At 60.7% G+C, this 24,104-nt stretch carries 28 protein-coding genes and 1 other RNA gene; 21 read left to right on the top strand and 8 right to left on the bottom strand.

Annotation, left to right across the window (positions count from 1 at the left end):
• Positions 1–7 precede the first annotated feature (7 nt).
• Positions 8–622 carry a Crp/Fnr family transcriptional regulator gene (locus AAEU42_RS08545; protein ID WP_342233116.1) on the bottom strand — a complete coding sequence of 205 codons (615 nt, stop codon included), beginning with the start codon at positions 620–622 and terminating at the stop codon, positions 8–10.
• Between the two features lie 98 nt (positions 623–720).
• On the opposite strand from AAEU42_RS08545, the gene leuC reads away from it, so the two are divergent.
• The 3 genes from leuC to leuB are packed head-to-tail and all read left to right on the top strand — an operon-like array spanning position 721 to position 3,563.
• Entirely contained in the window at positions 721–1,980 is a 1,260-nt protein-coding gene (gene leuC, locus AAEU42_RS08540; RefSeq protein ID WP_342233115.1) for a 3-isopropylmalate dehydratase large subunit, read from the top strand.
• 15 nt (positions 1,981–1,995) lie between these two features.
• Complete coding sequence (locus AAEU42_RS08535) at positions 1,996–2,481, top strand: 3-isopropylmalate dehydratase small subunit (protein WP_342233114.1); 486 nt, start codon at positions 1,996–1,998, stop codon at positions 2,479–2,481.
• The gene (leuB, locus tag AAEU42_RS08530; RefSeq protein ID WP_342233113.1) at positions 2,478–3,563 is read left to right on the top strand and encodes a 3-isopropylmalate dehydrogenase; all 1,086 of its coding nucleotides are present in this window, start codon (positions 2,478–2,480) and stop codon (positions 3,561–3,563) included. Before AAEU42_RS08535 ends, leuB begins: the two co-directional genes overlap by 4 nt.
• A gap of 14 nt (positions 3,564–3,577) precedes the next feature.
• Here the strand turns inward: leuB and AAEU42_RS08525 are convergent, their stop codons facing one another.
• Entirely contained in the window at positions 3,578–4,432 is an 855-nt protein-coding gene (locus AAEU42_RS08525; protein WP_342233112.1) for a glycosyltransferase family 2 protein, read from the bottom strand.
• Between the two features lie 125 nt (positions 4,433–4,557).
• On the opposite strand from AAEU42_RS08525, the gene AAEU42_RS08520 reads away from it, so the two are divergent.
• The 4 genes from AAEU42_RS08520 to ruvX are packed head-to-tail and all read left to right on the top strand — an operon-like array spanning position 4,558 to position 6,476.
• On the top strand, positions 4,558–4,842 hold the full coding sequence (locus tag AAEU42_RS08520; protein ID WP_342233111.1) for an ArsR/SmtB family transcription factor: 285 nt from the start codon (positions 4,558–4,560) through the stop codon (positions 4,840–4,842).
• Positions 4,839–5,696: an NAD(P)/FAD-dependent oxidoreductase gene (locus AAEU42_RS08515; protein WP_342233110.1), complete on the top strand. Its 858-nt coding sequence runs from the start codon at positions 4,839–4,841 to the stop codon at positions 5,694–5,696. Before AAEU42_RS08520 ends, AAEU42_RS08515 begins: the two co-directional genes overlap by 4 nt.
• 30 nt (positions 5,697–5,726) lie before the next feature.
• Positions 5,727–6,047 (top strand): thioredoxin, encoded by a 321-nt coding sequence (gene trxA / locus AAEU42_RS08510; protein WP_342233109.1) that lies wholly within the window; start codon positions 5,727–5,729, stop codon positions 6,045–6,047.
• A 12-nt stretch (positions 6,048–6,059) separates the two neighbouring features.
• Positions 6,060–6,476, top strand: coding sequence for a Holliday junction resolvase RuvX (gene ruvX / locus AAEU42_RS08505; RefSeq protein WP_342233108.1), 417 nt, complete (start codon positions 6,060–6,062; stop codon positions 6,474–6,476).
• Position 6,477: 1 nt separating this feature from the next.
• On the opposite strand, the gene AAEU42_RS08500 is transcribed toward ruvX, so the two are convergent.
• From AAEU42_RS08500 to AAEU42_RS08475, 6 genes are all read right to left on the bottom strand, one after another.
• The gene (locus AAEU42_RS08500) at positions 6,478–6,837 is read right to left on the bottom strand and encodes a TSUP family transporter (protein WP_342233107.1); all 360 of its coding nucleotides are present in this window, start codon (positions 6,835–6,837) and stop codon (positions 6,478–6,480) included.
• A complete protein-coding gene (locus tag AAEU42_RS08495; protein WP_342233106.1) occupies positions 6,837–7,199 on the bottom strand; it encodes a TSUP family transporter in 363 nt (120 codons plus the stop codon). Before AAEU42_RS08495 ends, AAEU42_RS08500 begins: the two co-directional genes overlap by 1 nt.
• A gap of 42 nt (positions 7,200–7,241) precedes the next feature.
• The gene (locus tag AAEU42_RS08490; RefSeq protein WP_342233105.1) at positions 7,242–7,970 is read right to left on the bottom strand and encodes a tRNA threonylcarbamoyladenosine dehydratase; all 729 of its coding nucleotides are present in this window, start codon (positions 7,968–7,970) and stop codon (positions 7,242–7,244) included.
• A gap of 68 nt (positions 7,971–8,038) precedes the next feature.
• A complete protein-coding gene (locus AAEU42_RS08485) occupies positions 8,039–9,799 on the bottom strand; it encodes a peptidylprolyl isomerase (RefSeq protein ID WP_342233104.1) in 1,761 nt (586 codons plus the stop codon).
• 182 nt (positions 9,800–9,981) lie between these two features.
• A non-coding RNA gene (ssrS, locus tag AAEU42_RS08480) (6S RNA) lies at positions 9,982–10,174 on the bottom strand.
• Between the two features lie 17 nt (positions 10,175–10,191).
• Positions 10,192–10,497, bottom strand: a complete 306-nt coding sequence (locus tag AAEU42_RS08475) for a DUF1292 domain-containing protein (RefSeq protein WP_342233103.1) — start codon at positions 10,495–10,497, stop codon at positions 10,192–10,194.
• 215 nt (positions 10,498–10,712) lie between these two features.
• Here AAEU42_RS08475 and AAEU42_RS08470 point away from each other — a divergent pair, with 215 nt between their 5' ends.
• The 14 genes from AAEU42_RS08470 to ruvC all read left to right on the top strand — a co-directional run bounded on the left by AAEU42_RS08470 (position 10,713) and on the right by ruvC (position 24,095).
• Entirely contained in the window at positions 10,713–13,424 is a 2,712-nt protein-coding gene (locus AAEU42_RS08470) for a transglycosylase domain-containing protein (protein ID WP_342233102.1), read from the top strand.
• Between the two features lie 198 nt (positions 13,425–13,622).
• Entirely contained in the window at positions 13,623–14,063 is a 441-nt protein-coding gene (locus tag AAEU42_RS08465; protein WP_342233101.1) for an ACT domain-containing protein, read from the top strand.
• 42 nt (positions 14,064–14,105) lie between these two features.
• Positions 14,106–15,320, top strand: coding sequence for a homoserine dehydrogenase (locus AAEU42_RS08460; protein ID WP_342233100.1), 1,215 nt, complete (start codon positions 14,106–14,108; stop codon positions 15,318–15,320).
• A gap of 59 nt (positions 15,321–15,379) precedes the next feature.
• On the top strand, positions 15,380–16,612 hold the full coding sequence (locus AAEU42_RS08455; protein WP_342233099.1) for an aspartate kinase: 1,233 nt from the start codon (positions 15,380–15,382) through the stop codon (positions 16,610–16,612).
• Between the two features lie 113 nt (positions 16,613–16,725).
• Positions 16,726–18,324: an ATP phosphoribosyltransferase regulatory subunit gene (gene hisZ, locus AAEU42_RS08450; RefSeq protein WP_342233098.1), complete on the top strand. Its 1,599-nt coding sequence runs from the start codon at positions 16,726–16,728 to the stop codon at positions 18,322–18,324.
• 7 nt (positions 18,325–18,331) lie between these two features.
• Positions 18,332–19,606: a histidinol dehydrogenase gene (hisD, locus tag AAEU42_RS08445; protein ID WP_342233097.1), complete on the top strand. Its 1,275-nt coding sequence runs from the start codon at positions 18,332–18,334 to the stop codon at positions 19,604–19,606.
• Between the two features lie 12 nt (positions 19,607–19,618).
• Complete coding sequence (hisB, locus tag AAEU42_RS08440) at positions 19,619–20,197, top strand: imidazoleglycerol-phosphate dehydratase HisB (RefSeq protein WP_342233096.1); 579 nt, start codon at positions 19,619–19,621, stop codon at positions 20,195–20,197.
• Between the two features lie 11 nt (positions 20,198–20,208).
• On the top strand, positions 20,209–20,817 hold the full coding sequence (hisH, locus tag AAEU42_RS08435; protein ID WP_342233095.1) for an imidazole glycerol phosphate synthase subunit HisH: 609 nt from the start codon (positions 20,209–20,211) through the stop codon (positions 20,815–20,817).
• On the top strand, positions 20,814–21,542 hold the full coding sequence (hisA, locus tag AAEU42_RS08430) for a 1-(5-phosphoribosyl)-5-[(5-phosphoribosylamino)methylideneamino]imidazole-4-carboxamide isomerase (protein ID WP_342233094.1): 729 nt from the start codon (positions 20,814–20,816) through the stop codon (positions 21,540–21,542). Before hisH ends, hisA begins: the two co-directional genes overlap by 4 nt.
• Entirely contained in the window at positions 21,532–22,287 is a 756-nt protein-coding gene (hisF, locus tag AAEU42_RS08425) for an imidazole glycerol phosphate synthase subunit HisF (protein WP_342233093.1), read from the top strand. Before hisA ends, hisF begins: the two co-directional genes overlap by 11 nt.
• A 55-nt stretch (positions 22,288–22,342) precedes the next feature.
• Positions 22,343–22,669 carry a phosphoribosyl-AMP cyclohydrolase gene (gene hisI, locus AAEU42_RS08420; RefSeq protein ID WP_342233092.1) on the top strand — a complete coding sequence of 109 codons (327 nt, stop codon included), beginning with the start codon at positions 22,343–22,345 and terminating at the stop codon, positions 22,667–22,669.
• Between the two features lies 1 nt (position 22,670).
• On the top strand, positions 22,671–22,997 hold the full coding sequence (hisE, locus tag AAEU42_RS08415; RefSeq protein ID WP_342233091.1) for a phosphoribosyl-ATP diphosphatase: 327 nt from the start codon (positions 22,671–22,673) through the stop codon (positions 22,995–22,997).
• Between the two features lie 3 nt (positions 22,998–23,000).
• On the top strand, positions 23,001–23,456 hold the full coding sequence (locus AAEU42_RS08410) for a GNAT family N-acetyltransferase (RefSeq protein ID WP_342233090.1): 456 nt from the start codon (positions 23,001–23,003) through the stop codon (positions 23,454–23,456).
• Positions 23,457–23,561: 105 nt separating this feature from the next.
• Positions 23,562–24,095 carry a crossover junction endodeoxyribonuclease RuvC gene (ruvC, locus tag AAEU42_RS08405; protein ID WP_342233089.1) on the top strand — a complete coding sequence of 178 codons (534 nt, stop codon included), beginning with the start codon at positions 23,562–23,564 and terminating at the stop codon, positions 24,093–24,095.
• Positions 24,096–24,104 lie beyond the last annotated feature (9 nt).

The following is a 24,104-nucleotide window of genomic DNA, read 5'->3' as shown; positions in this document are numbered from 1 at the left end:
GGATTATTTACGGCTCGGACGCGGCGAAGCGTTCCATGGCCCCACGGTCCAAAAGGCGGAGGGAGCGGTATCCCGTCTCCAGCCAGCCCTGGACGGAAAAGCGGGAGAGAACCCGGCTCACCGTTACCCGGCTCACTCCCACGGCGGAACCCAGCTCCTCGTGGGTGACGCGGATCACGCCGTCCTCGCCGGCCCGCTCCAAAAGGACGCTGGCCAGCCGGTGATCGGCAGGACGAAAAGAAATATCGTCCACGTGGCCAGACAGCATCCGCACCGTCCGGGCCAGGTAACGGAGCATGGGGAAGGCCAGCTCCGGGTGGGACTGAAAGACCCGGTCCAGCTGGGCCCGATCCACAGCGACCGCCCGGCACTCGGAGACAGCCACCGCGGAGGACACCCGCGGGCACTGGTCAAAAAAAGAGGCCTCACCCATCAAATCGCCGGCCTGATGAATGGTGAGGAGCCGCTCTGAGCCCTCGGGGGAGCTGATAAAGCTTCTGACGGTCCCCTCCGTCAGGTAGTAAAAGGAGTCCGCCTCCGTTCCCTGGAGGTAGATCATCTGTCCGGCGGAATAGCGCTTGGCCTGCCGTCCCTCCGCCAAAGGGGACCAATCCTGTCTCATATCCTTCACCTCTTTCTGGAATTGTAGCACGTGTTACATTCTTTTGGCAAGAACTCTGTCATACTGTTTTCAACAAAACCGCAAGGAGGGACCCGAAGATGGGAATGACCATGACGCAAAAGATCCTGGCCAGGCACGCCGGGCTGGAGCAGGTGGAGGCCGGACAGCTCATCGAGGCCAAGCTGGATCTGGTGCTGGGCAACGACATCACCACCCCGGTTGCCATCACGGAGTTTGAGAAGGCGGGGCTGACCCAGATCTTTGACAAGGACAAGATCGCCATTGTCCTGGACCACTCCACCCCCTGCAAGGACATCAAGTCCGCCCAGCTGTGCGCCCAGGCCCGGGAGTTTGCCCACCGCTTCCAGGTCACCCATTTCTACGACGTGGGCCAGATGGGCATTGAACACGCGCTGCTGCCCGAGAAGGGCCTCGTCGCCCCAGGGGAGGCAATCATCGGGGCGGACTCCCACACCTGTACATACGGCGCGCTGGGGGCCTTCTCCACCGGCGTGGGCTCTACCGACATGGCCGCGGGCATGGCCACCGGCCTGGCCTGGTTCAAGGTGCCCTCCGCCATCAAGGTGACCTTGACGGGCAGACTGCCCCAATATGTGGGCGGTAAGGATGTGATCCTCCACCTCATCGGCACCATCGGTGTGGACGGCGCCCTTTACAAATCCCTGGAGTTCGCCGGCGAGGGCGTGGCCTCCCTCTCCATGGACGACCGCTTTACCATCGCCAACATGGCCATCGAGGCGGGGGCCAAAAACGGCATCTTCCCCGTAGATGAAAAGACCCGGGCCTATCTGAAGGACCGGGTGGACCGCCCCTGGGAGGCCGTGGAGCCCGACGCCGACGCGGTCTACGACCAGGAGGTGGTCATCGATCTCTCCGCCCTGCGGCCCACTGTGGCCCTGCCCCATCTGCCCTCCAACACCAGGACGGTGGACGAGGCGGCGGGGATGCCCGTTCAGCAGGTGGTCATCGGCTCCTGCACCAACGGACGGCTGAAAGACCTGGCGGAAGCTGCCGAGATCCTCAAGGGGAAAAAGGTTTGCGACGGGGTGCGGTGCATCGTCATTCCCGCCACCCAGCAGATCTACATGGACGCCATGAAGGCGGGCTACGTGGAGATCTTCATCGAGGCTGGCTGCGCCGTCTCCACCCCCACCTGCGGCCCCTGCCTGGGCGGGCATATGGGCGTCCTCTCCGACGGGGAACGAGCGGTTTCCACCACAAACCGCAATTTTGTGGGCCGCATGGGCCCCGTCAGCTCGGAGATCATCCTGGCCAGCCCCGCCGTGGCGGCGGCCACCGCCATCACCGGCGTCATTACCGACCCGGCCAAGGTCTAACGGAGGTGTAAAGGAATGAAAGTTTACAAGTATGGCGACAACGTGGATACCGACGTCATCATCCCCGCCCGCCACCTGAATAACCCGGACCCCAAGGCCCTGGCCTCCCACTGCATGGAGGATATCGACGCCGCCTTTGCCTCCACTGTAGAGGAGGGGGACATTATGGTAGGCGGCGCCAACTTCGGCTGCGGCTCCTCCCGGGAGCATGCCCCTTTGGCCATCAAGGCCAGTGGGATCAAATGCGTCATCGCCAAGAGCTTCGCCCGCATCTTTTACCGCAACGCCATCAACATCGGTATGCCTATTCTGGAGTGTCCCGAGGCGGTGGACGGTATCGGGGCGGGGGATACGGTCAGTGTGGACTTTGCCACCGGCAGGATCGTCAATGAGACCAGCGGGGCCTCCTGGCAGGCCGCGCCCTTCCCGGCGTTCATCGACGGCATCATTCAAAGCGGGGGCCTGCTGAAGTCCTTGAAAGCCCGGGGGGTGGCGAAATGAACTATAAGATCGCGCTCATCCGGGGCGACGGCATCGGCCCCGAGGTGGTGGACGAGGCGGTGGGTGTCCTGAACACCGTTGCGGAAAAGTTCGGCCACCAGGTGGAATATGTGGACGTCCTGCTGGGCGGCTGCGCCACGGACGCGGTGGGAAAGAGCTATCCCGACGGCACCGCCGAACGGTGCAAGACCTGCGACGCCGTCCTGCTGGGCGCCGTGGGCGGCCCAAAATGGGGGGCCGACAAGCCCGCCGAACAGCGGCCTGAGACGGCTCTGCTGGCCCTCAGAAAGGATCTGGGCCTGTATGCCAATCTCCGACCCGCCAGCCTGCGCCCCGCCATGACGGACGCCTGCCCGCTGAAAAAAGAGACGGCGGATAAGGGCATCGACCTGATGATGGTCCGGGAACTCACCGGCGGTATTTATTTCGGCAAGCGGAATAAATACCAGACCGAGGACCGGGGAATGGAGGCCACCGACCTGATGGCCTACTCCGAACAGGAGATCGAGCGCATCGGCCGCCGGGCCTTTGAGCTGGCCCGGCTCCGCCGGGGCAAGGTGTCCAGCGTAGACAAGGCCAACGTATTGGAGACCTCCCGGCTGTGGCGGAACGTGATGCACCGCCTGGCGGCGGAATATCCCGACGTCCAATATGAGGATGTGTTGGTGGACAACTGCGCCATGCAGCTGGTACGGGACCCCGGCCAGTTCGACGTGGTGGTTACCGAGAACATGTTCGGCGACATCCTCTCCGACGAGGCCTCCATGGTCACCGGGTCCATCGGGTTACTGCCCTCCGCCTCCATCGGGGACGGCGCCCCCGGCCTTTATGAGCCTATCCACGGTTCCGCCCCCGACATCGCCGGGCAGGACAAAGCGAATCCCATCGCCACCATCCTGTCTGTGGCGATGATGTTCCGCTACTCCTTCCAGAGGGCGGCCGAGGCCGACGCTATCGAAAGGGCGGTCGATGCCGTCTTGGCGGAGGGCTGGCGCACACCTGACATCGCCAAGCCCGGCGAAAAGGCGGTCGGCACCCGGGAGATGGGACGTCTCATCCGTGAAAAAGTAAATATGATATAAAAAAACCGCCGGTCTCAGACCGGCGGTTTTTCTTCCATGCCCAGCTTGGGGGAGAGGGGAGGGACGGACCCGTCCGTGGCGGCGGAGAGGAGATAGCGGTAGATCCCCGCTTTTTGCTCCTCGTAGAGGTCCAGCTTTTGATAGAGCTCCTTGTAACAGTCAAAAGTCATCCGCTTGGTGGCGATGGTCCTGCGGAGCGAAGCCTGTGTGTTCACCAGGCTGTCCTCCCGCTTGCGGTAATAATAAAGGGGCTTGGGCACGGTGGCGATGAGACGGGCATATTCGATGTAGTCCAGGTTGAACAGAAAGTCCTCGCACCAGCTCACCTGAGAGGAACAGCGCAAATGCTGTGCCTCCACGATGGAGCGGCGGTAAAACTTGTTCCAGAGCACGCCGTAATAATAGTTGGCGGGAGCCTTCATCATCTCCCCGGCAAATTCCTGGCGGGTGAGGACTCCCTCGGTCTTGATATGCCCCCTCTGAATAAGACGGCCGCCGGCAACCCGGTAAAAATGCACCAGGACCAGGTCGGCCCCCGTACTCTCGGCGGTATGGACAAAGGTCTCGGTGGCGTCGGGCGTGAGCCAGTCGTCCCCGTCCACAAACTGAAGGTACTTTCCCTGGGCCTGGTCCATGGCCTGGTTCCGGCTGTCGGAGACGCCGGAGTTTGGCTTGTCGATGAGACAGAACCGGCTGTCGGCACGCTCATAAGAGCGGCAGATGTAAGGGGAGGCGTCGTCGCTGCCGTCGTTGACCAGCAAGACCTCAAACTCCCGGTAAACCTGTGCCTTGATGGAGTCCAGGCATTGCTCCAGATAGGGAGCTACATTATAGACGGGGACGATGATGGATACCAGTGGTTTTCCCATGGAGGCACCTCGCTTTTCATGATTCCGTGTGCCTGTCTATTGTAGCAAAAAATTTTTTAAAAAGAAAGGGTTGACAAATTAGAACATTTGAATATAATGATATTGTAAACGATGGAGGTGAGGACGTGGAACCCCAATACGAGGAGGAGGCAGAGCTTCTGAAGGCACTGGCCCATCCGGTACGGCTTGAGATTGTCCATGGACTTTTGACCTGCGGCTGCCGAAACGTGGGATGCATGGTGTCTCACACCGGCCAGTCCCAATCCTGCGTATCCCAGCACTTGGCCCGTCTGAAGGCCGCCGGGGTCGTGAAAGCGGAGCGGTCCGGCAATGAGGTCTATTACGATCTGGACGATCCCCGGGTGGCCGGTCTGCTTCGGGCCCTGTTCCGGGAGGAGGGAAACACATGAGCTATGATATCATCGTCATCGGTGCCGGCCCCGCGGGGCTCTCCGCCGCCGTTCAGGCCCGGGCTAGGGGAAAGACGGTCCTGGTGGTGGCGGGAAGCGATAAGGACAACGCCCTGTACAAAGCCCAGCGGATCGACAACTACCTTGGGCTGCCCGGGCTGACGGGAGCGGAGATGCTGGCCCGTTTTTCCGACCACGCCCGGGAAAACAGGGTGGAGCGCCGGATGGGGAGAGTCCTCTCCATCATGCCGGTGAAGGACCGCTTTTATGTCAGCATCGACGCTGATATGGAGGAGGCGGGCGCCGTCATTCTGGCTCTGGGCGTGAGCCGGGGAAAGAAGTACTCCGGCGAGGCCGAGTTCCTGGGCCGGGGAGTCAGTTATTGCGCCACCTGTGACGGCGCGCTCTACCGGGGCAAGCCGGTGGCCGTGGTGGGCCTCAGCGCCGACGCCCCCGAGGAGGCGGCCTTCCTCTCCGGCCTTGGCTGCCAGGTAACCTATGTGGCGGTGAAACGGCCTCAGGAGTTGGAGGAGGGCATCCCCTTCGTCAAGGGCGTCAAGCTGGAGATCCGGGGGGAGAAAACGGTCACCGCTCTGGTGGCCGACGGGGAAGAGCTCCCCTGCGACGGTATCTTCCTGCTCCGGCCCTCCCTGGCGCCCACCGACCTGCTGCCCGGACTGCGCGTGGAGCAGGGTTACATCACCGTGGATCGGAACGGACAGACCAGCGTCCCCGGCGTCTTTGCCGCCGGAGACTGTACCGGATTGCCCCTCCAGGTCTCAAAGGCCGTGGGAGAGGGAATGATGGCTGGGCACCGTGCCGCGGAATATTTGGACCGTCAGAGACAAAACTAATACCAACACACAGAAAGGGAGAATTTTATTATGGCACTCATTCATTTCAATCAGGCGGGTTTTGATAAGGCTCTGAACGCCGGCGGGCTCATGATGGTGGACTTCTGGGCCACCTGGTGCGGCCCCTGCAAGATGCTCACCCCCGTGATGGAGAGCCTGGCCCAGGATTACGAGGGCAAGGCCGTCACCATCGGGAAGGTGGACGTGGACGAAGAGGGCGCGCTGGCCCAGCGATACGGCGTCATGAGCGTCCCCACCGTCATCTTCTTCAAGAACGGTGAGGAGATCGACCGCAAGGTGGGCGCTATGCCTCCCGCCGTATACTCCGCCGCCATCGACGCGAATCTGTAATTCATGAGGATCATGGCCATCGATTACGGCGACGCCCGCACGGGCGTCGCCGTGTCCGACCCTACCGGGTTTCTTGCGGGGTTCACCACCGTGATCCAAAGCCATAACGCCGACTTTGTGGCCGCCGAGCTGGCCCGTCTGGCCAGGACCCAGGGGGCGGAGGAACTGGTGATGGGCTTTCCCCGGAATATGGACGGCACGGAGGGCCCCCGGGCGGAGCTCTACCGGGCCTTTGCCCAAAAGGTGGAGGAGACGGCCGGGATGCCGGTCCGCCTCTGGGACGAACGCCGCACCACCGTGGAGGCCCACGCCATCCTGTCCCAGGCGGGGAAAAAGACCAAGCAGCACAAAAAAAACGTGGACGCCGTAGCGGCCACGTTGATTTTGGAGGGATACCTCATATACAAAAAGGCGCACCCCGACGGCTGAGTCACTGTTCCTCAGCCGGTTTTCGAAAGAATTCGGAGATCCCTACATAGATCAAAAAGTACCCGAAAAACCGGTGCAGCTGATCCACGTCCAGACTGGTGGCCACCCAGGCCGCCAGGGCCGTGCCTACCAGGCCCGTCAATATGGCCGGGATAAGAACGGCCTTTTCAATGAAGCCGTTTTTGATATGGGCGGGGAGGGCGGCGGCGGCGGTGGGGAGAAAGTAGACCAGATTGATGCCTTGGGCCAAGGTCTGGGGGACCCCCGCCCAGGCGGTCATATAGATGAGCAGCAGGGTCCCCCCGCCGATGCCGAACCCGGAGAGTACCCCTGTGACCGCCCCGGCAAAAAAGGCGGCCATCAGCGGAAAAAGGCGGCCTGGACGCCTGCGTAGAGAATGAACAGGGCAAAGATCCGCCGCAGCCAGAGCATGTTCAATTTTTTAAAAAGCTTTCCCCCCAGGATCCCGCCCAGACAGCCTCCCAGCAGATAGGGGAGGGCCTGCATCAGATCCAGCCCTCCCCGGAGCAGATAAATAACGGAGGATAGGGCGCACAGGGGCAGGATCACGGCCACGGAGGTGGCAAAGGCCTTCCGGTCACCCAGTCCCCGCCAGCGGGAGAGGAGGGGGACCAGGAGCATCCCGCCGCCGCCGCCGAAGAAACCGTTGATCAGCCCGGCGGTACCGCCCGCCACCGCCGAGCGCAATGTATTTTTCTCCATAAAGCATCTCCTCCCCGCCTAGTTTGGCAGGGAGGAGATTTTTTATACCGGAGAGAGCCGTTCCGTTTCCGTCAGGCGAAGCACCACATCCCCCGCCAGCATGAGCCCGGCGCAGGAGGGGACCCAGGCCACACTGCCGGGAACACTCCGCCGTCCGGGCGGAGGAGCCTCCGGCTGGCTGGGCTTTTGGGGCGGCTCGGCGGACCAGAGCACCCGGTGATGGAGGATGCCCCGCTCCCGCAGCTCCTTGCGGACCACCCTGGCCAGAGGACAGCCCTGGGTCTTGGAGATATCCGTGATGCGGAACTGGGTGGGATCCAGCTTGTTGCCTGTGCCCAGAGCGGAAATGATGGGAATTTCTCTGGACAGGGCGGTCTGGATCAGATCCAGCTTACAGGAGACAAGGTCGATGGCATCGACGATATAGTCGTAGTTTCCGGCAAAGAAAGTTTCCCGGTCCTCCGGCGTATAGCGGTAGTTCATCGGGCGAAGGCGGCAGAAAGGGGAGAGCTGCTCAATCCGCCGGGCCATGGCGTCGGCCTTGGGCTGGCCGATGGTGGCGTGGGTGGCCTCCAGCTGCCGGTTCAGATTGGAAAGGCCCACCTCGTCGCAGTCGGCCAGCGTCAACGCCCCGACACCGGAGCGGGCCAAGGCCTCCGCGCACCAGCTGCCCACGCCCCCCAGCCCCAGCACGGCCACGTGGCTGCGCGCCAGCTTATCCATGGCCTTCCGGCCCAGGAGCATTTCCGTGCGGAGAAACGCTTCATCCATAGTATCACCTCTTTCAAAAAGAGACCGCCCCGCGGAAGTGTCCCACGAGGCGGTCCCAACTATTCAAATCAAGCCGCGGGGCTCTCGGAGGGCTCGCCGCCCTCACTCTCAGCGGGAGCGCTCTCCGCGGGCTCGCCGCTTTCAGTGGGAACTTCGCTCTCCGCGGGGGCGATGGTGTTCTTGTCGCCCACGTACTTCATGCCATCGGCGGCCACGGCCTCCACGCTGGCGTCGATCTCCTCCATCCAGGCGGACTGGTCAGAGCTCTGCTTGGCGGAGATGGCCACGCTCTTCCAGTAGGGCTCCTCTACCTTTTCGAAGTAGATGATGTGCCAGCCCTGCTGGCCGGACTGGGTGTTCTCCACCAGGCCGGTATCCCCCGGCTGGCGGGCGGGATCGAAGATCCATTCGTCAAAGGCGGGGAACATCTGGCCCTGACGGACATAGGTGTACTCGCCGCCCTTGGAGGCGGAACCGCCGTCGGCGGAGTGCTCCTTGGCCAGCTTGCCGAAGCTCTCTTCCGTGGCCTCACCGGACTTCCACTCCTCCAGCAGGGCCTCGGCCTCCGCCTTGGCGGCGTCTAGGGCCTCCTGGGTGGGGGTGTCGGAGGACTCGTCCACGTCGGCGGTCTCGGGATCGTCCTTGGGAAGCTCAGCCTTGATGAGGATATGACGGATATCCACGGTGGAGTCCTGCACCAGGTGGCGGTCCATAAACAGAACCACGTAATAGCCGCTGGAAGCCTCCACGGAGGCCACGTCGCCGGCCTTGCGGCCGGAGTCCATCAACCAGGAGGCGATGGCGGAGTTGTTGTTGGTAAGGACACTGCCCTGGACCTCTTCGCTCAGGGAGTAGTTGGGATCCGCATAGGCCTCTTTGGAGGTCTCGGAGACATACTTGGGCGCGGCGGCGATGAAAGCGTCCTCCGAATCCGCGGCGGATTTGATCTCCTCCACGGCGGCTTCAGCCTTGGCCTTGGCGGCGTCCTTGGCGGCCTGCTTCTCCTCGTCGGTGGCGGTCACTGTGTTGCCGTCGGCGTCGGTGAGGGGATCACCGTTCTCGTCGGTGGGATTGGCGGCGGTGCCGTCGACGAAGAAAGAGCGGTAGGTGTAGCTGTCCAGATCGTTGGGATGCTCGTCATAGTAAGCCTGGAGATCCTCGTCGGCATAGGAGATATTGTCCTGATGATACTGCTGATACTCAGAGGCCAGAACGGCGTTGGTCAGGTTGCGGGTAAAGACCTTCTCATTCACGCCGTTGCCGTAGACCTGGGCAAAGTAGGAGCCCCGGGTCAGTCCGTTCTGCGCGCAAATCTTGTCGATCTGGGCCATGGTCTCATTGATCTGCGCCTTGCCGTCCTCAGAGAGGGTGTAGCCCTCCGCCTTGGCGGCCTTGCACAGCGCGGTGACCTGCTTCAAGCTCTCCAGCGCGGACTCACGGAAGTAGTCGGCGTAGGTCTGGCCGTCGGCTTCGCTGTGCCACTGGGCCCCGTCGGCCTTGGAGGGGTCGTAGCCGGAGGAGATCCCGTACTGGGCGTAGAGCTGATACATGGAATACTCATTGTTGCGGGCCTGCACGTAATAGTACTGCAGGTCGGGCACTTTGTAGTCCACGCCGTCCACGGTTGCGGCCACAGCGCCCTTCTCCCAAAAGCTGGAGTTCCACACCAGAAGGGCTACGGCGGCGACGGCGCAGATGACGCCCACCACCGAGTAGATCACTTTTTTCCGCTTGGCGGCTTCGGCCTCGGCCAGCTCTTTCAGCTCACGCTGGGTCAGCCCCGCACCGGCCATGTCCTTGCGCTGCTTTTTCTTATCGGATGCGCTCATGCAGTTCAGTCCTCTCATTTTTTACCTGTCCTCAGGAAGATATCCTCCTGAAACGGGGCGCCCTGGATACCAGAGCGCTCAACGCATTTTGTTATTATACAGGAAAGCCAACTTCCTTGCAAGACCTAAACCGTCTGAAAAAAGAAAAAACCGCTGAAAACAGCGGTTTTAGTCAAGACAAAGATTCCCCCGCCACAGCCGTGTGGACTCATTTAAAACCTGCACGTCTCCGGCAGGTGGGTCGCCTCCACGTCGCTTTACCGCTTCCAACTTCCAGCCCAAGGGCCGGGAGGCCTGCGACCCGCTAAGTGAGTGGGCGTCCCGTTTCATAAATGTGGGTTTAAATAAAGCCCATCACGCACCAGGCAGGGGAGAGCCATATGCGGAGGGGATCACTCCCCCTCGTTTCCTTCTTCCTCACGGAACAGATCTTCCATGAATCTGTCATAGACCTCTTCCAGTTCTTCCTCGCTGTCCAAAGTGGAAAGCTGCTCCTCACCGTTCTCCTCGACGACCTTCAGAATGATGAGACCGCTCTCTTCTTCGTCGTTCTCCTCTTCGCTCTCGTCGGTGTCGGCAGGGAAAAAGGCCATGTAGACCTGTCCCTTGTGCTCTATGGTGTCCACATGTTCCAGCTCAAATTCATTCCCGTCCTCGTCGGTGATGGAGATAAAATCGGGGCCGTATTCTTCGCTCATGCCGCTCGCCTCCCTTTCGTGCCTTTATTGTACCCCGGCCAGTTTAAAAATGCAAGGCCGGAGGTTTGAATTTTTTGTCATGTCACTTGTCATCTGGATACATATCCAAAAAATGTAAATTTTTAGGGTGGACAAACTGGCAACTCGTGGTATAATGTAAAAACTAGTCCCAGTCCATTTGTTCTATCTCAGACCACCATTCCGGAGGTGTCACCGTGGCTGAACAACATACGAACCATCCCCAGGAGCCGACCAACGGCCAGCCCCCCCGCAAGCGCAAACGCAAGGGCGGCGTTGCCCGCAGGATCCTGACCGTGATCGGCACGCTGTTTCTGGTATTTGCCATCACAAGCTCGTTTCTGGCCTGCTTTGCCGCCGTCTATATCAAGAACGTGATCCTGCCCGAGACGGCGCTGGACGTGGCCGATTATCCCATGAACCTCTCCAGCACCATCTATTATACCGACCCTGTAACGGGGGCGGTGTCGGAATATGAGACCCTCCACGGGGATCAGAACCGGGTGTGGGTGGAATATAAGGACATTCCCCAGGACCTGATCCACGCCGCCGTGGCCATCGAGGACAGGCGGTTTTATGAGCATCACGGTGTGGACTGGATCCGAACGGCGAAGAGTGTTCTCACCATGTTTACGGGCGGGAAGATCCAGGGCGGCTCCACCATCACCCAGCAGCTTATCAAAAACCTGACCACCTATGACGACGTGACGGTCAAGCGCAAGATCCTGGAGATCTTCCGCGCGCTGGAGTTTGATAAGAAGTACTCCAAGGACGTGACCCTGGAGTGGTATTTGAATTATATTTACTTCGGCCGCCGCTGCTACGGCGTATATACCGCCGCCCACGAGTACTTCGGCAAGGACGTCTCCGAGCTGAGCCTGGCCGAGTGCGCCAGCCTCATCAGCATCACCAACAATCCCTCTTTGTATAATCCCTATACTTACCCCGAAAACAACAAGTTCCGCCAGGGGCTTGTTTTGGACGCCATGTGCAAAGAGGGCTATATCAGCGAGGCGGAACGGGACGCCGCCAAAGCCGAGGTCCTGGATTTCCACAGCGCCCAGGCCGGAGAGCAGAACAGCACCGTTTACAGCTGGTACACCGAGCAGGTCATCACCGATGTTACCAACGACCTGATGGCCCAGTACGGGTACTCCGAGACCGTCGCGAAGGACCGGGTCTATTCCGGCGGCCTGTCGATTTACGCCTGTGTGGACCCCAACGTCCAGAAGGCTGTGGACAACATTTATTCCAACGTGGAGAATCTGCCCTATACCTCCGCATCGGGCCAGCAGCTTCAGTCCTCCATCGTCATCGTGGACCCCCAGGGCAACGTGGTGGGTCTGTCCGGCAAGATGGGGGAGAAGACCCCCAAAGACACCCGGGGCTGGAACCGTGCCACCCGCAGCCTGCGGCAGCCCGGCTCCGCCATCAAACCGCTCTCCGTATATGCCCCCGCATTGGAGATGGGTCTTATCACGCCCTATACCGTCTTTGATGACAGCCCCCCCATGCTGTTGGAGGGGAAGCCATGGCCCTCCAACGTCAACCACCGCTACACCGGACTGATGACCGTCAACGAGGCCGTGACCAACTCCACCAATACGGTGGCGGTCCGGGTCCTGGAGGAGGTCACGCCCAAAGTCTCCTATGAATATCTGGTGGACAAGTTCGGCGTGGATTCGAACCATCTGGTGATGAGCCGGATCATCAACGGGAGAGAGTATTCCGACGTGGGCTATGCCCAGCTGGCCCTGGGCGGCCTGACGGACGGCGTGTCCACCCTGGACATGGCCGGCGCCTACGCTGTGTTCCCCCGCAACGGCGTCTATATCCAGCCCCGCACTTATTCCAGGGTATTGGACGTCAATGAGAAGGAGATCCTTACCAAGGAAGCCGTGGGGGAGCCGGTCCTGAAAGAGGGTACGGTCTACTATATCAATCAGATGCTCAAAAACGTGGTCAGCCAGGGCTCCGGCACCTACGCCAACTTCTCCGGCATGACCATCGCCGGTAAGACCGGTTCCACTACCTCCAACAACGACCGGTACTTTGTGGGCTATACCCCTTATTACACCGCCGCCGTCTGGGTGGGCTATGACAATCCGGAGCGGGTAAGGGCATCCGGCAACCCGGCGGCCACGCTGTGGAAGCAGGTCATGAGTCAGGTCCACGAGGGGCTGGAAAAGAAGGACTTCCCAAAACCGGATAATTTGGTGCCGGTGGCGTACTGCCTGGACAGCGGGCTGCGGGCCACCGACGAGTGCAAAATCGATATGCGTGGAAACCGCACCGCCACAGGCTATCTGCTGCCGGAGGACGTGCCCTCTGAAAACTGCAACGTCCATAAGGCCGTAGAAGTATGTACCGCCGATCCGATCCTCAACGACGCGGGGGAGGCCACCGGCCGGTATCACCTGGCCGGGGAGTTCTGCCCGGATGTCACGGCCGGGGCGGATGGACAGACCACCAAGGGGCGGACCAGAGTTTCCGTCGTGGATATGGCCCGGGACTACCTTGGAGGCGTGATTCCCGAGGACAACGGGTATTTCCTCAGCGCCCTGGAGGAAGCGGGTACCTGCCACGTCCACACCTCTGAAATCATCGACGAGCCGGAACCCTATGATCCTGCAAAATTCGATATCACAAATCCCTCCACTTGGCCCTCCAAGAGCGATGATCCCAATTTTGATCCCGGCGACCCTGCTACCTGGCCAAATGTTGGGGGGCACGTTCCCCCGCCTACCGTCCCGCCGGAGGAAAGCAGAACGCCGACTCCGGATGTGACCCACTCGCCTCAGCCCTCACAGCCGCCCAGCACCCCGCCTCCGGCTGTGAGCAGTACTCCGGAGCCTCAGCCCCCCACCGGCGGCGGGGATGACGATCCGATCCTGCCTCCGGAGGCATAAAGATACCATTTTCGAAAGAGCACGCGCAAGCGTGCTCTTTCGTGATTTCCGGCAAAATAACTTCACTTTTTTGTGTGGATGTTAGGCATATTTTTATGCCGCCGTCCATTGCGCTTCCCGCTTCACTGTGCTAAAATATATTTCAGCTCACATACAAATGACTTCCTCATGTGGACAAATGGGAGGCACAGACATAAGATGGGAAAGCTGCCACAATACTTTATCGTAGACGCCGAGGCACTGCCTGAGATCTTTCTCAAGGTGGCGGAGGCAAAGCGCCTGCTGGAAACCGGCGAGGCCGGGACCGTCAATCAGGCCGCCCGGAAAGTGGGCATCAGCCGCAGCGCCTTTTACAAATACAAAGATGCCGTGCGCCCCTTCAACGACATGCTCAACGGACGTATCGTCACGTTTCAAATCCTGCTGAAAAATGAGCCGGGCGTCCTGTCGGCCGTTTTGAACATTTTTGCCCTCAGCGGAGCCAACATCCTGACCATCAATCAGGGCATCCCCGCCGGCGGCGGCGCCGCGGTCAGCATCGGTGCCGAGACCTCGGGGCTTGCCATGACGATGGAGGAGCTTCTGGCTCAGGTGGCCCGGGAGAAGGGCGTGGTCCGCTGCGAGATCCTGGCGGGCTGATCTGACATTTTGCTGGGCCAAGGCCCGAAAGGAGAAAATTCAATGACGAATGTAGCCATCCTTGGGTTTGGCGTTGTGGGTTCCGGCGTGGCCGAGGTGCTCAAACGCAACGGCCCCCATATCGACGCTAAGGTCCACGCCCCTGTGGAGCTGAAGTATATCCTGGACGTGCGGGATTTCCCCGACAGTCCTTTCGCGGAGTTTATCGTCCACGATTTTTCCGTGATCGAGAACGACCCCGACGTAAACGTGGTGGTGGAGACCATCGGCGGCGCCAAGATTGCCAAGGAGTTTACGGAACGGGCGCTGAGGGCGGGGAAGAGCGTGGTCACCTCCAACAAAGAGCTGGTGGCTGAGCACGGGTACGAGCTGATGCGTCTGGCTCAGGAGCACGGGGCCTGTTACCTTTACGAGGCCAGCGTGGGCGGCGGCATCCCCATCATCCGCCCCCTCAAGCAGTGCTTGGCCGCCAACGAGATCACGGAGATCTGCGGTATCCTCAATGGAACCACCAACTATATCCTTACCCGCATGATTCGGGCGGGCCTGTCCTTCCAGGACGCCCTGAAAGAGGCTCAGCAGAACGGCTACGCGGAGCAGGATCCCACGGCCGACATCGAAGGCCATGACGCCTGCCGCAAGATCTGCATCCTGGCCTCCCTGGCCTTCGGCCGCCATATCTATCCCGCCCAGGTGCCCACCGAAGGGATCACCGGGGTCACTCTGGCCGATGTGGCCTACGCCGAGTCCTGCGGCAGGAAGATCAAGCTGCTGGGCCGGGCCATCCAGGGAGAGGATGGCAAAGTCCGGGCCTTCGTGGCTCCCCACCTGGTCCACGGGGAAGCCCCTCTGGCCGGAGTAGAGGACGTATTCAACGCCATCGCCGTCAAGGGCAACGCCATCGGAGACGTGATGTTCTACGGCCGGGGCGCCGGAAAGCTGCCCACAGCCTCCGCCGTGGTGGCCGACGTGATGGACGCCGCCCGGAACGCGGACCGGCCCAAATATCTGGACTGGGGTCCCGGCGGCGAGGATGTGACAGTCCCGCCCGAGGATGTATCCAGCCCATGGTATGTCCGGGCGGACGCCGCCGCCGATCAGATCCGCTCGGCCTTCTCCGAGCCCGCTTTCCTGGCCCGGGCAGGCGCGCCCGCGGGGGAGACCGCCTTCCTGACCCGGTCTATGACCCGGGGAGAGCTGATGGAAAAGCTGGAGGGGCTCCAGCCCCGTTCCGTCTTTCGTATCCTGGAGAACTGACGGCGGCACCCGCCCCGGCATAAAATAGTCTAGAAGCCTACAAGGGGGTACTTGTTCACATGGGACTCATTGTGCAAAAATTCGGCGGGTCTTCCGTTGCGGATGCGGACCGCATCCGCAACGTGGCCCGTATTATTACTGAGACATACAGGCGGGGACACAACGTGGTGGCCGTCCTCTCCGCCCAGGGCGACACCACCGACGACCTCATCTCCAAAGCCAAAGAGATCAATCCCCACGCCTCCAAGCGGGAGATGGATATGCTGCTCTCCACCGGCGAGCAGATCTCCTGCTCCCTGTGCGCCATGGCAATCGAGGCCATGGGCTATTCGGTGGTCTCGCTCACCGGCTGGCAGGCAGGGGTACAGTCCAACTCCTCTTACGGGAACGCCCGCATCAAGCGGGTGGTCACGGAGCGGATTCTGACCGAGCTGGACAAGCGATCTATCGTCATTGTCACTGGCTTCCAGGGCATCAACAAATACGGGGATATCACCACACTGGGACGGGGCGGCTCGGACACCTCGGCGGTGGCCCTGGCCGCCAGCCTGCACGCCGACCTCTGCCAGATCTACACCGACGTAGACGGCGTCTATACCGCTGATCCCCGGCTGGTCCCCGAGGCCCATAAGCTGGAGGAGATCACTTTCGACGAGATGCTGGAGCTGGCGACTCTGGGCGCCCAGGTCCTCCACAACCGTTCGGTGGAAATGGCAAAACGTTATAACGTCAATCTGGAGGTCCTCTCCAGCTTCTCCGGCAATCCGGGGACGAAAGTCAAGGAGGTTGTGAAAATCATGGAGAAATCCCATGTCAGCGGCATCGCCAAGGATAAGAACGTGGCCCGGCTGGCCCTGGTCGGCCTGGCCGATGAGCCCGGCATCGCTTTCCGGATCTTCTCTCTGCTGGCCAAGGAGAAGATCAACGTGGACATCATCCTTCAGTCCATCGGCCGGGGCGATACCAAGGACATCAGCTTCACCGTGGCCAAAAGCGACACGGGGGAGGCCACCCGCCTTCTGGAGGAGAACCGGGACTACATCGGGTTTGACCACATCGACGTCAACGACAACATTGCCAAGATCTCCATTGTGGGCGCCGGCATGATCAACAACCCCGGCGTGGCCGCCACCATGTTTGAGGCCCTTTTCAACGCCGGGATCAATATCCATATGATCTCCACCAGTGAGATCAAGGTTTCCGTCCTGGTCGATCTGGAGGACGCCGACCGGGCCGTCCAGGTGGTCCACAAAAAGTTCTTTGACGAGATCGAGATGCAGAGCGCTATTTAAAATAAGGGGCAGGGGAGGGGCGAGAGACAAAATCTCGCCCCTTTTCCTATTGACAGCCGCACAATAATGTAGTATATTAGCGTGGTAAAGTGCAAAAGCAAGAGGTGGAGCATATGAACATCATTACCACGCCGGAGGGGACCAGGGACCGTCTGTTTGCCGAGTGCCAGCGGTTTCGCGGCGTCCAGCGGGAACTGACGCAGCTGTTTCACGCCAATGGGTACGAGGAGATCAGTACCCCGGAGGTGGAATATTACGACCTGTTTCTCCAGTCGGGCAACCCCATCCCGCAGGAGGCCATGCTGAAAATCGTGGACCGCTCCGGCAAGCTGATGGTGATGCGCCCCGACTGCACCGCCCCCATTGCCCGGGTAGCCGCCACCAAGCTGAAAACGGTGCCGCTGCCCCAGCGTCTCTACTATAACGAGACGGTCTTTCGATCCGGTGACGCCAACCGGGGCGGCAGCAGTGAGATCCCCCAGTGCGGCATCGAGCTCCTGGGTGAGGGCGGGCTGGAGGCCGACGTGGAGGCCGTCTCCATGGCGGTGGCCGCACTGAAAGCGGTATGCCCCAACGGGTTCCACATCGAACTGGGACACGCCGGGCTTTTCCCGGTCCTGGCCGACCAGATGGAGATGCCGCCGATCCAGGTGGAGGAGATGCGCAAGCTCATCGAGGGCAAGCATTTCGCCGCTTTGGATGATTTCCTCCAGAGTTATAAGGGGAAGCCCGCCTATGCGCTGCTCTCCCGGCTCTCCCGGCTGTTTGGCGGCGTGGAGGTGCTGGATGAGGCCGAATCCCTGGTGGGTCCCAGGCCCGAACTGCGCTATCTCCGCGACCTTTTCGACGCCCTGTCCCAAACCGGGAACCAAGATTATGTCCGCTTTGACTTGGGCCTGGTGCATCAGATCGATTATTATACCGGGGTGATCTTCCGGGGCTACGCCCAGGGAGCGGGAGCCCCAGTCCTGTCTGGGGGCAGGTATGACAACCTGTTGGGGGCTTTCGGCCGGCCGGCGCCCGCCGTGGGCTTTGCCATGGACGTGGATCTTCTGTCAAGGGAAACCTCTGTACAGCCTTCCACTGCCCGGCTTCGGGTGGCCCTCACCAAGGGCCGGCTTCAGGATAAGACTGTGGAACTGCTGGAACGGGTGGGGCTGGACTGTTCCCCCGTGAAAAATCCCGGGCGGCGGCTCATCCACAGCCTTCCCAACTACCCGCTGGACGCCGTGCTGGCCAAGGCCCCCGACGTCATCACCTACGTGGAGCACGGTGTGTGCGACCTGGGCGTGGTGGGGAAGGACACCATTCTGGAACATGGGAGCCCCTTCTATGAAGTGCTGGACCTGGGCTTCGGAAAATGCCGCTTCGCCCTTGCGGTAAAGGAAAGGACGGACTTCTACGGCACCTACAAGACCCGCCGCGTCGCCACAAAATACCCCAATGTGGCCCGTCGCTTCTTCGAGGGGAAGGACATGGATGTGGAGATCATCAAAATCGAGGGCTCCGTAGAGCTGGCCCCCATCCTGGGTCTTGCGGACGCCATCGTGGATATCGTGGAGACCGGCGCCACCCTGCGGGAAAACGGTCTGGTCCCCATTGAGGACGTGGCCCCCGTCTCGGCCCGTCTTATCGTGAATACCGCCGCCATGAAGCTGAAAAAGGCGGAGATCCTAGATTTTATTGGCAAGTGCCAATCCGGATTGGAGTGAGGGCCCTATGCTGAATATCGTCACCGCCAACGGCTCGGAGGAGCGGGCCGTCATCGCCGCCATGCGGGCCCGGGCCGCCCAGGTAGGGGCGGACATTGATGCGGCCGTCCAGGCCATTATGAATAGGGTAAAGGAAGAAGGCTTTCCGGCTGTCGCCCGATACAGCCGCCAGTTTGACTGCCAAGAACCCTATGAGATCTCCCCGGCGGCCTTACAGTCGGCCTATGACCGCTGCCCCCAATCGCTGATCCAGGCGATGGAACGGGCGGCTGCCAACATCCGGGACTATAATGAAAAGCTGTTGATCCGCTCCGAGACCTGGACCTCCCCGGACGGCGGCAAGGTAGGCAGAATTGTCCGGGGCTTGAGCCGGGTGGGGATCTACGTTCCGGGGGGGACTGCGGCCTATCCCTCCTCGGTGCTCATGAACGCCGTGCCTGCCAAGGTAGCGGGGGTGGAAGAGATCATTATGGTCACTCCGCCCACCGAGAATTTGAACGATGCGGTCCTGGCCGCCGCCAAGATCGCCGGGGTGGACCGGGTCATCGCAGTGGGCGGGGCCCAGGCGGTCGCCGCCCTGGCCTATGGTGCGGGCTTCATCCCAAAAGTGGATAAGCTGGTGGGGCCCGGCAACGCCTTTGTGGCCGCCGCCAAGCGGATGGCTTACGGGACCCTGGATATCGATATGGTGGCGGGACCCTCGGAAGTTTTGGTTATCGCCGACGAAACCGCCAACGCTAAATTTGTCGCCGCCGACCTTTTGAGCCAGGCGGAGCACGACAAGCTGGCCTCCGCCGTGCTCCTCACCACCAGCCCCGGACTTTCCCGGGCGGTGGACGCCGAAATGATACGCCAGACCGGCTACCTGGAGCGCTCTGAGATCATGGAGGACTCCATCCGGGACTATGGCTGCGCCATCGTATGCGAAAACATGGAGCAAGCGGTTTCCCTTGCCAACGAGATTGCCCCGGAGCATTTGGAAATCGTCACCCAGGACCCGGAAGGGATACTGCCCGGCATCAAAAACGCCGGGGCGGTGTTCCTGGGCGGCTGGTCTCCGGAGCCGCTGGGGGACTATCTGGCCGGACCCGACCATGTGCTCCCCACCTCCGGAACTGCGCGGTTCTTTTCTCCGCTGTCCGTGGCCAGTTTCCTCAAGACCATGAGTGTGATACAATATGACCGTGAGACCCTGGCCCCTGTGCGGGATGAGATCATCACCCTGGCGGAGAGTGAGGGGCTCACCGCCCACGCCAATTCCATCAAAGTCCGTTTTGAGTAAGGGGGAAAACCTATGTCCCGCACCGCTTTGATTACCCGGGAAACCAAAGAAACCAAAATCACTCTCGAGCTGACTCTGGAGGGCGGCACCGTGGCGGTGGATACCGGCATCGGCTTTTTTGACCACATGCTCACGGCGATGGCCTTCTACGCCGGGTTTGGTCTGAAGCTGAAGGCCGTGGGAGACCTGTACGTGGATGGACACCACACGGTGGAGGACGTGGGGATCTGCCTGGGGCTGGCCCTGAAAGAGGCTCTGGGAGAAAAAAAGGGCATCGCCCGGTTCGGCACCGCTTTTGTTCCTATGGACGAGGCCCTTTGCCGCACGGTTTTGGATATCTCCAACCGTCCCTTTTTGGTCTATGAGGCTCCGATGCCCCAGCCCATGATTGGAAGCTACGACTCCTGCCTGACAGAGGAGTTCATGCGGGCGTTTTCAGTGAATAGTGGAATCACTTTACATATCGTATGTCTCTATGGTGGAAACGCCCATCACATAACCGAAGCCATTTTTAAGTCCCTGGGGATGGCGCTGAAATCGGCTGTTCTTGTAACAGGCGGCGGCGTCACTTCCACCAAGGGTGTACTGTAACGGGTGGGGCCATGGGACAAATCGTAATCGTGGATTATGGTGTAGGGAATTTGAAAAGTGTCTCCAACGCGATGGGCTATTTAGGTTTTTCCACCTGCATTTCCGGCGACCGCACTGATTTGGAGCGGGCTGACGCCATTATCCTTCCAGGGGTCGGGGCCTTTCCAGACGCGGCGGAAAAGCTGAAAGCGCAAAATCTGGATAGGGAACTTGCTTTACAGGCTGACAAAAAGCCCATCCTGGGCATCTGCCTGGGGATGCAGCTTTTATTTGATATGGGCCGCGAGGGCCGCCCCACCGCGGGCCTGGGCTTTGTCCCCGGCTGGGTGGAACGGATCGAGACCCCTTATAAGCTGCCTCACATCGGCTGGAACAGTCTGAGGTTTCAGAACGACAGCCCCATTTTCCGTGGTCTGTCCGACGGCACTTTCGTCTACTTTGTGCACTCCTTTTGCGGACAGGCAAAAAATGACTCGGATGTCGCCGCCTGGACGGACTACGGCCCGCCGATGGTGGCGGCAGTCCGGCACGGAAATGTGTTCGGCTGTCAATTTCACCCGGAAAAGAGCGGAGAGGCCGGCCTTCAAATCCTAAAAAACTTCGGGGAGTTGAACCAATGATCCTGTTACCTGCCATCGATTTGAAGGACGGACAGTGTGTTCGTCTGCAAAAGGGAGACTTTTCCACCACTCATCAGGTGGCGGACAGCGCCGTGGAGACCGCCGCCCTCTTCGCCGCCGCGGGGGCGAAGTGGCTCCATATGGTGGATCTGGATGGGGCCAGGCACGGGCAGAACAAGAACGCCGCCCTGGTGGCCCAGGTGGCCGGGCACTCCGGCCTGCAGGTCGAGTTGGGGGGAGGGCTCCGTTCCATGGAGGATTTGGCTGCCGCCGACGCCATGGGGGTCTCCCGCATGGTCATCGGTTCCGCCGCCGTTAGTGATCCAGATTTTGTTGCCCGGGCCGTCAAACACTATGGGGATCGGATTGCTGTGGGGATCGACTGTTTGGGCGGAAGCGTCCGCACCGCGGGCTGGGAGCGGGATTCCGGGCTGGATGGGGTCTCCTTTGCCCAGGAAATGGAACAAATCGGTGTAAAGTATATTATTTATACAGATATTGATACAGACGGCATGTTGGCGGGCCCATCCTTTGAACAGCTGGAGAAACTCCGCTCCAGCGTGTCCTGCCGGATCATCGCCTCGGGAGGCGTCACGACCCTGGCGGACATCGGGCGTCTGCGGGATATGGGGCTCTACGGCGCAATCGTTGGAAAAGCCTATTATGCCGGAACCCTCGATTTACAACAAGGGATCGGAGAGGCGGGGGATCAAGATGCTGGCTAAACGGATCATCCCATGCCTGGATGTGAGAGACGGCCGGGTGGTAAAAGGCGTTAACTTTGTTCAGATCCGGGACGCCGGAGACCCGGTGGAACTGGCAAAGTTTTATTCCGACCAGGGCGCTGACGAGATCGTGTTTCTGGACATCACTGCCACCAGCGACGGCCGGGCCACGGTGGCGGATGTGGTGGAGCGTACCGCCGGGCAGGTCTTTGTCCCGCTGACGGTGGGGGGCGGCATCCGCACCTTGGAGGATTTTCAGCTTCTCCTGCGGGCGGGGGCGGATAAGATATCCATCAACTCTTCCGCGGTCCAGGACCCCACCCTGATTTCCAGGGCGGCGGAGCGTTTCGGCTCCCAGTGCGTGGTGCTGGCCATCGATGCCAGAGGACGGCAAGACGGCACCTGGGAGGTAGTGACCGCCGGCGGCCGTGTTTCTACGGGACTGGACGCCGTGGTGTGGGCCAGGGAAGGACAACGGCTGGGCGCCGGAGAGATTCTGCTGACTTCCATGGACGCGGACGGCACAAAGAAGGGCTTTGACCTCCCTCTGACCAGGGCGGTCACCTCCGCCGTCTCCATTCCCGTCATCGCCTCCGGGGGCTGCGGCTCCCTGGAGCATTTTGCGCAGGTGTTTGAGGAGACCGGCTGCGACGCCGCTCTGGCCGCTTCGCTGTTCCATTTTGGGGAGCTGACCGTCCCCCAGGTCAAAGACTATCTGAGAGCCCGAAATATCCCCGTACGATGAGGAGACGCCGCCGGATACCAGCGGCGCCGCGCACACCCGAGAGAGGAGGAGCCCCTTGTTTGATTTGGATCAACTGTTTCAAAAGTCTGACTTGATTCCCGTCATTATCCAGCATTTTGAAACTGGAAACGTCCTGATGCTGGGCTTTACCAATCGGGAAGCGGTGGAGCTGACCCTAAAGACCAAGACCGCCTGGTTCTGGTCCCGAAGCCGGGAAAAGCTATGGAACAAGGGGGAGTCCTCCGGCCACTTTCTGCATGTAAAGCGGGTTTTGACCGACTGCGATACGGATACCCTGCTTTATTTTTGCATCCCGGAGGGGCCCACCTGCCACACGGGGAAGGACTCCTGCTTTTTCAATTTGATTTGGGAGGAACCGTAACATGAACGATACCCTTCAGACGCTTTACGATGTGATCCTCAGCCGGAAGGCGGAGCCCCAGGAGGGGTCCTACACCGCCTATCTCTTTGACAAGGGTTTGGACAAAATCTTAAAAAAGGTGGGGGAGGAGTGCGCCGAGACCATCATCGCCGCAAAGAACGGCATGGAGGAGGACACGGTGGGGGAGATCTCCGACCTCATCTATCACCTGATGGTGATGATGGCGGAGCTGGACATCCCCCTCTCCGCCGTGCTGGCGGAGCTGAACCGGCGCGGGCAGAAGATCGGCAATCTCAAGCAGTTCCACGTCACGGACAAGGAGAGCTGACCTGTGGTCATCCGGCAGATTTACAGCCACAAAAAAGCCTATCTGGACCTGCTTCTCCTGGGAGATGAGCAGGAGGATATGATCGACCGTTATCTGGATCAGGGAGAGCTGTTCGTCTTGGAGACCAACGGTACAGCGGCGGCGGAATGCGTCGTCACTCAGGTCGGCGGCGGCATCTATGAAATCAAAAACATCGCCGTATCGCCTCCGTACCAGCGCAGAGGGTTTGGAAGGGCCTTAGTGGATTTTCTGATCCGTCACTATCCCGACTGCACCGCCCTCTGGGTCGGGACAGGGGAGAGCCCCGCCACGCTGGATTTCTATCATGCCCTCGGCTTTCGGGAGTTTCGCCGCGTCAAAGATTTTTTCCTCCAAAATTATGACCACCCCATCCTCGAGGGGGGCGTACAGCTCAAAGATATGGTCTATTTGAAGCGGGAGGGTCCCGCTTCGTCATAAAACGCACTCTCACACCGTTGAGAGTGCGTTTTATTGGGTTGCGTTACAGGGTGAGAAATGATAAAATAATTATTATCTGTGGCTGAGAAAGGGGAGGGGCGAAACTTGATCGTTTTGGGCATCGACCCCGGCTTTGCCATCGTGGGTTTCGGCGTGCTCCGCTCGGAGCCCGGAAGCCAGTCTCTTGTCAGCTGCGGCGCCATTACCACCCCGGCGGGGCTCCCCCTGCCCACCCGCCTGCTGCAGATCGACCGGGACATGGGTGAATTGCTGGAGACCTTTCATCCCGACGCCATGGCGGTGGAGGAGCTCTTCTTTACCAATAACCTTACCACCGGGATCGGCGTGGCCCAGGCTCGGGGCGTGATCCTGACCGCCGCGGAGCGGGCGGGCGTGCCGATCTATGAGTACACGCCCTCTGAAGTCAAGCTGGCCGTGGTGGGATACGGCAAGGCGGAAAAGAAACAGGTCATGGATATGACCAAGCGGCTTCTCCGACTGAAATCCGTCCCCAAGCCGGACGACGCCGCCGACGCCGTGGCCATCGCCCTTTGCCACGCCCGCTCCCACACCTCCCGGCTCCAGGCGCCGGACGACGCCAAGCCCGGCAGCGGCCGGTACGCGGTGCGAAACAAATAGGAGAGATAT

The organism is Pseudoflavonifractor phocaeensis, from assembly GCF_038439875.1.
Taxonomy (GTDB): Bacteria; Bacillota; Clostridia; order Oscillospirales; family Oscillospiraceae; genus Vermiculatibacterium.
Note: the sequence above shows the minus strand (reverse complement) of the source record. Positions and strands in the feature narration are given on the sequence as shown.

What these genes read in the sequence shown, in the direction of transcription:
- AAEU42_RS08545 (WP_342233116.1), bottom strand. Translation starts at nt 622, where the DNA reads ATGAGACAGGATTGGTCCCCTTTGGCGGAGGGACGGCAGGCCAAGCGC.
- leuC (WP_342233115.1), top strand. Translation starts at nt 721, where the DNA reads ATGGGAATGACCATGACGCAAAAGATCCTGGCCAGGCACGCCGGGCTG.
- AAEU42_RS08535 (WP_342233114.1), top strand. Translation starts at nt 1,996, where the DNA reads ATGAAAGTTTACAAGTATGGCGACAACGTGGATACCGACGTCATCATC.
- leuB (WP_342233113.1), top strand. Translation starts at nt 2,478, where the DNA reads ATGAACTATAAGATCGCGCTCATCCGGGGCGACGGCATCGGCCCCGAG.
- AAEU42_RS08525 (WP_342233112.1), bottom strand. Translation starts at nt 4,432, where the DNA reads ATGGGAAAACCACTGGTATCCATCATCGTCCCCGTCTATAATGTAGCT.
- AAEU42_RS08515 (WP_342233110.1), top strand. Translation starts at nt 4,839, where the DNA reads ATGAGCTATGATATCATCGTCATCGGTGCCGGCCCCGCGGGGCTCTCC.
- trxA (WP_342233109.1), top strand. Translation starts at nt 5,727, where the DNA reads ATGGCACTCATTCATTTCAATCAGGCGGGTTTTGATAAGGCTCTGAAC.
- ruvX (WP_342233108.1), top strand. Translation starts at nt 6,060, where the DNA reads ATGGCCATCGATTACGGCGACGCCCGCACGGGCGTCGCCGTGTCCGAC.
- AAEU42_RS08500 (WP_342233107.1), bottom strand. Translation starts at nt 6,837, where the DNA reads ATGGCCGCCTTTTTTGCCGGGGCGGTCACAGGGGTACTCTCCGGGTTC.
- AAEU42_RS08495 (WP_342233106.1), bottom strand. Translation starts at nt 7,199, where the DNA reads ATGGAGAAAAATACATTGCGCTCGGCGGTGGCGGGCGGTACCGCCGGG.
- AAEU42_RS08490 (WP_342233105.1), bottom strand. Translation starts at nt 7,970, where the DNA reads ATGGATGAAGCGTTTCTCCGCACGGAAATGCTCCTGGGCCGGAAGGCC.
- AAEU42_RS08485 (WP_342233104.1), bottom strand. Translation starts at nt 9,799, where the DNA reads ATGAGCGCATCCGATAAGAAAAAGCAGCGCAAGGACATGGCCGGTGCG.
- AAEU42_RS08475 (WP_342233103.1), bottom strand. Translation starts at nt 10,497, where the DNA reads ATGAGCGAAGAATACGGCCCCGATTTTATCTCCATCACCGACGAGGAC.
- AAEU42_RS08465 (WP_342233101.1), top strand. Translation starts at nt 13,623, where the DNA reads ATGGGAAAGCTGCCACAATACTTTATCGTAGACGCCGAGGCACTGCCT.
- AAEU42_RS08460 (WP_342233100.1), top strand. Translation starts at nt 14,106, where the DNA reads ATGACGAATGTAGCCATCCTTGGGTTTGGCGTTGTGGGTTCCGGCGTG.
- AAEU42_RS08455 (WP_342233099.1), top strand. Translation starts at nt 15,380, where the DNA reads ATGGGACTCATTGTGCAAAAATTCGGCGGGTCTTCCGTTGCGGATGCG.
- hisZ (WP_342233098.1), top strand. Translation starts at nt 16,726, where the DNA reads ATGAACATCATTACCACGCCGGAGGGGACCAGGGACCGTCTGTTTGCC.
- hisD (WP_342233097.1), top strand. Translation starts at nt 18,332, where the DNA reads ATGCTGAATATCGTCACCGCCAACGGCTCGGAGGAGCGGGCCGTCATC.
- hisB (WP_342233096.1), top strand. Translation starts at nt 19,619, where the DNA reads ATGTCCCGCACCGCTTTGATTACCCGGGAAACCAAAGAAACCAAAATC.
- hisH (WP_342233095.1), top strand. Translation starts at nt 20,209, where the DNA reads ATGGGACAAATCGTAATCGTGGATTATGGTGTAGGGAATTTGAAAAGT.
- hisA (WP_342233094.1), top strand. Translation starts at nt 20,814, where the DNA reads ATGATCCTGTTACCTGCCATCGATTTGAAGGACGGACAGTGTGTTCGT.
- hisF (WP_342233093.1), top strand. Translation starts at nt 21,532, where the DNA reads ATGCTGGCTAAACGGATCATCCCATGCCTGGATGTGAGAGACGGCCGG.
- hisE (WP_342233091.1), top strand. Translation starts at nt 22,671, where the DNA reads ATGAACGATACCCTTCAGACGCTTTACGATGTGATCCTCAGCCGGAAG.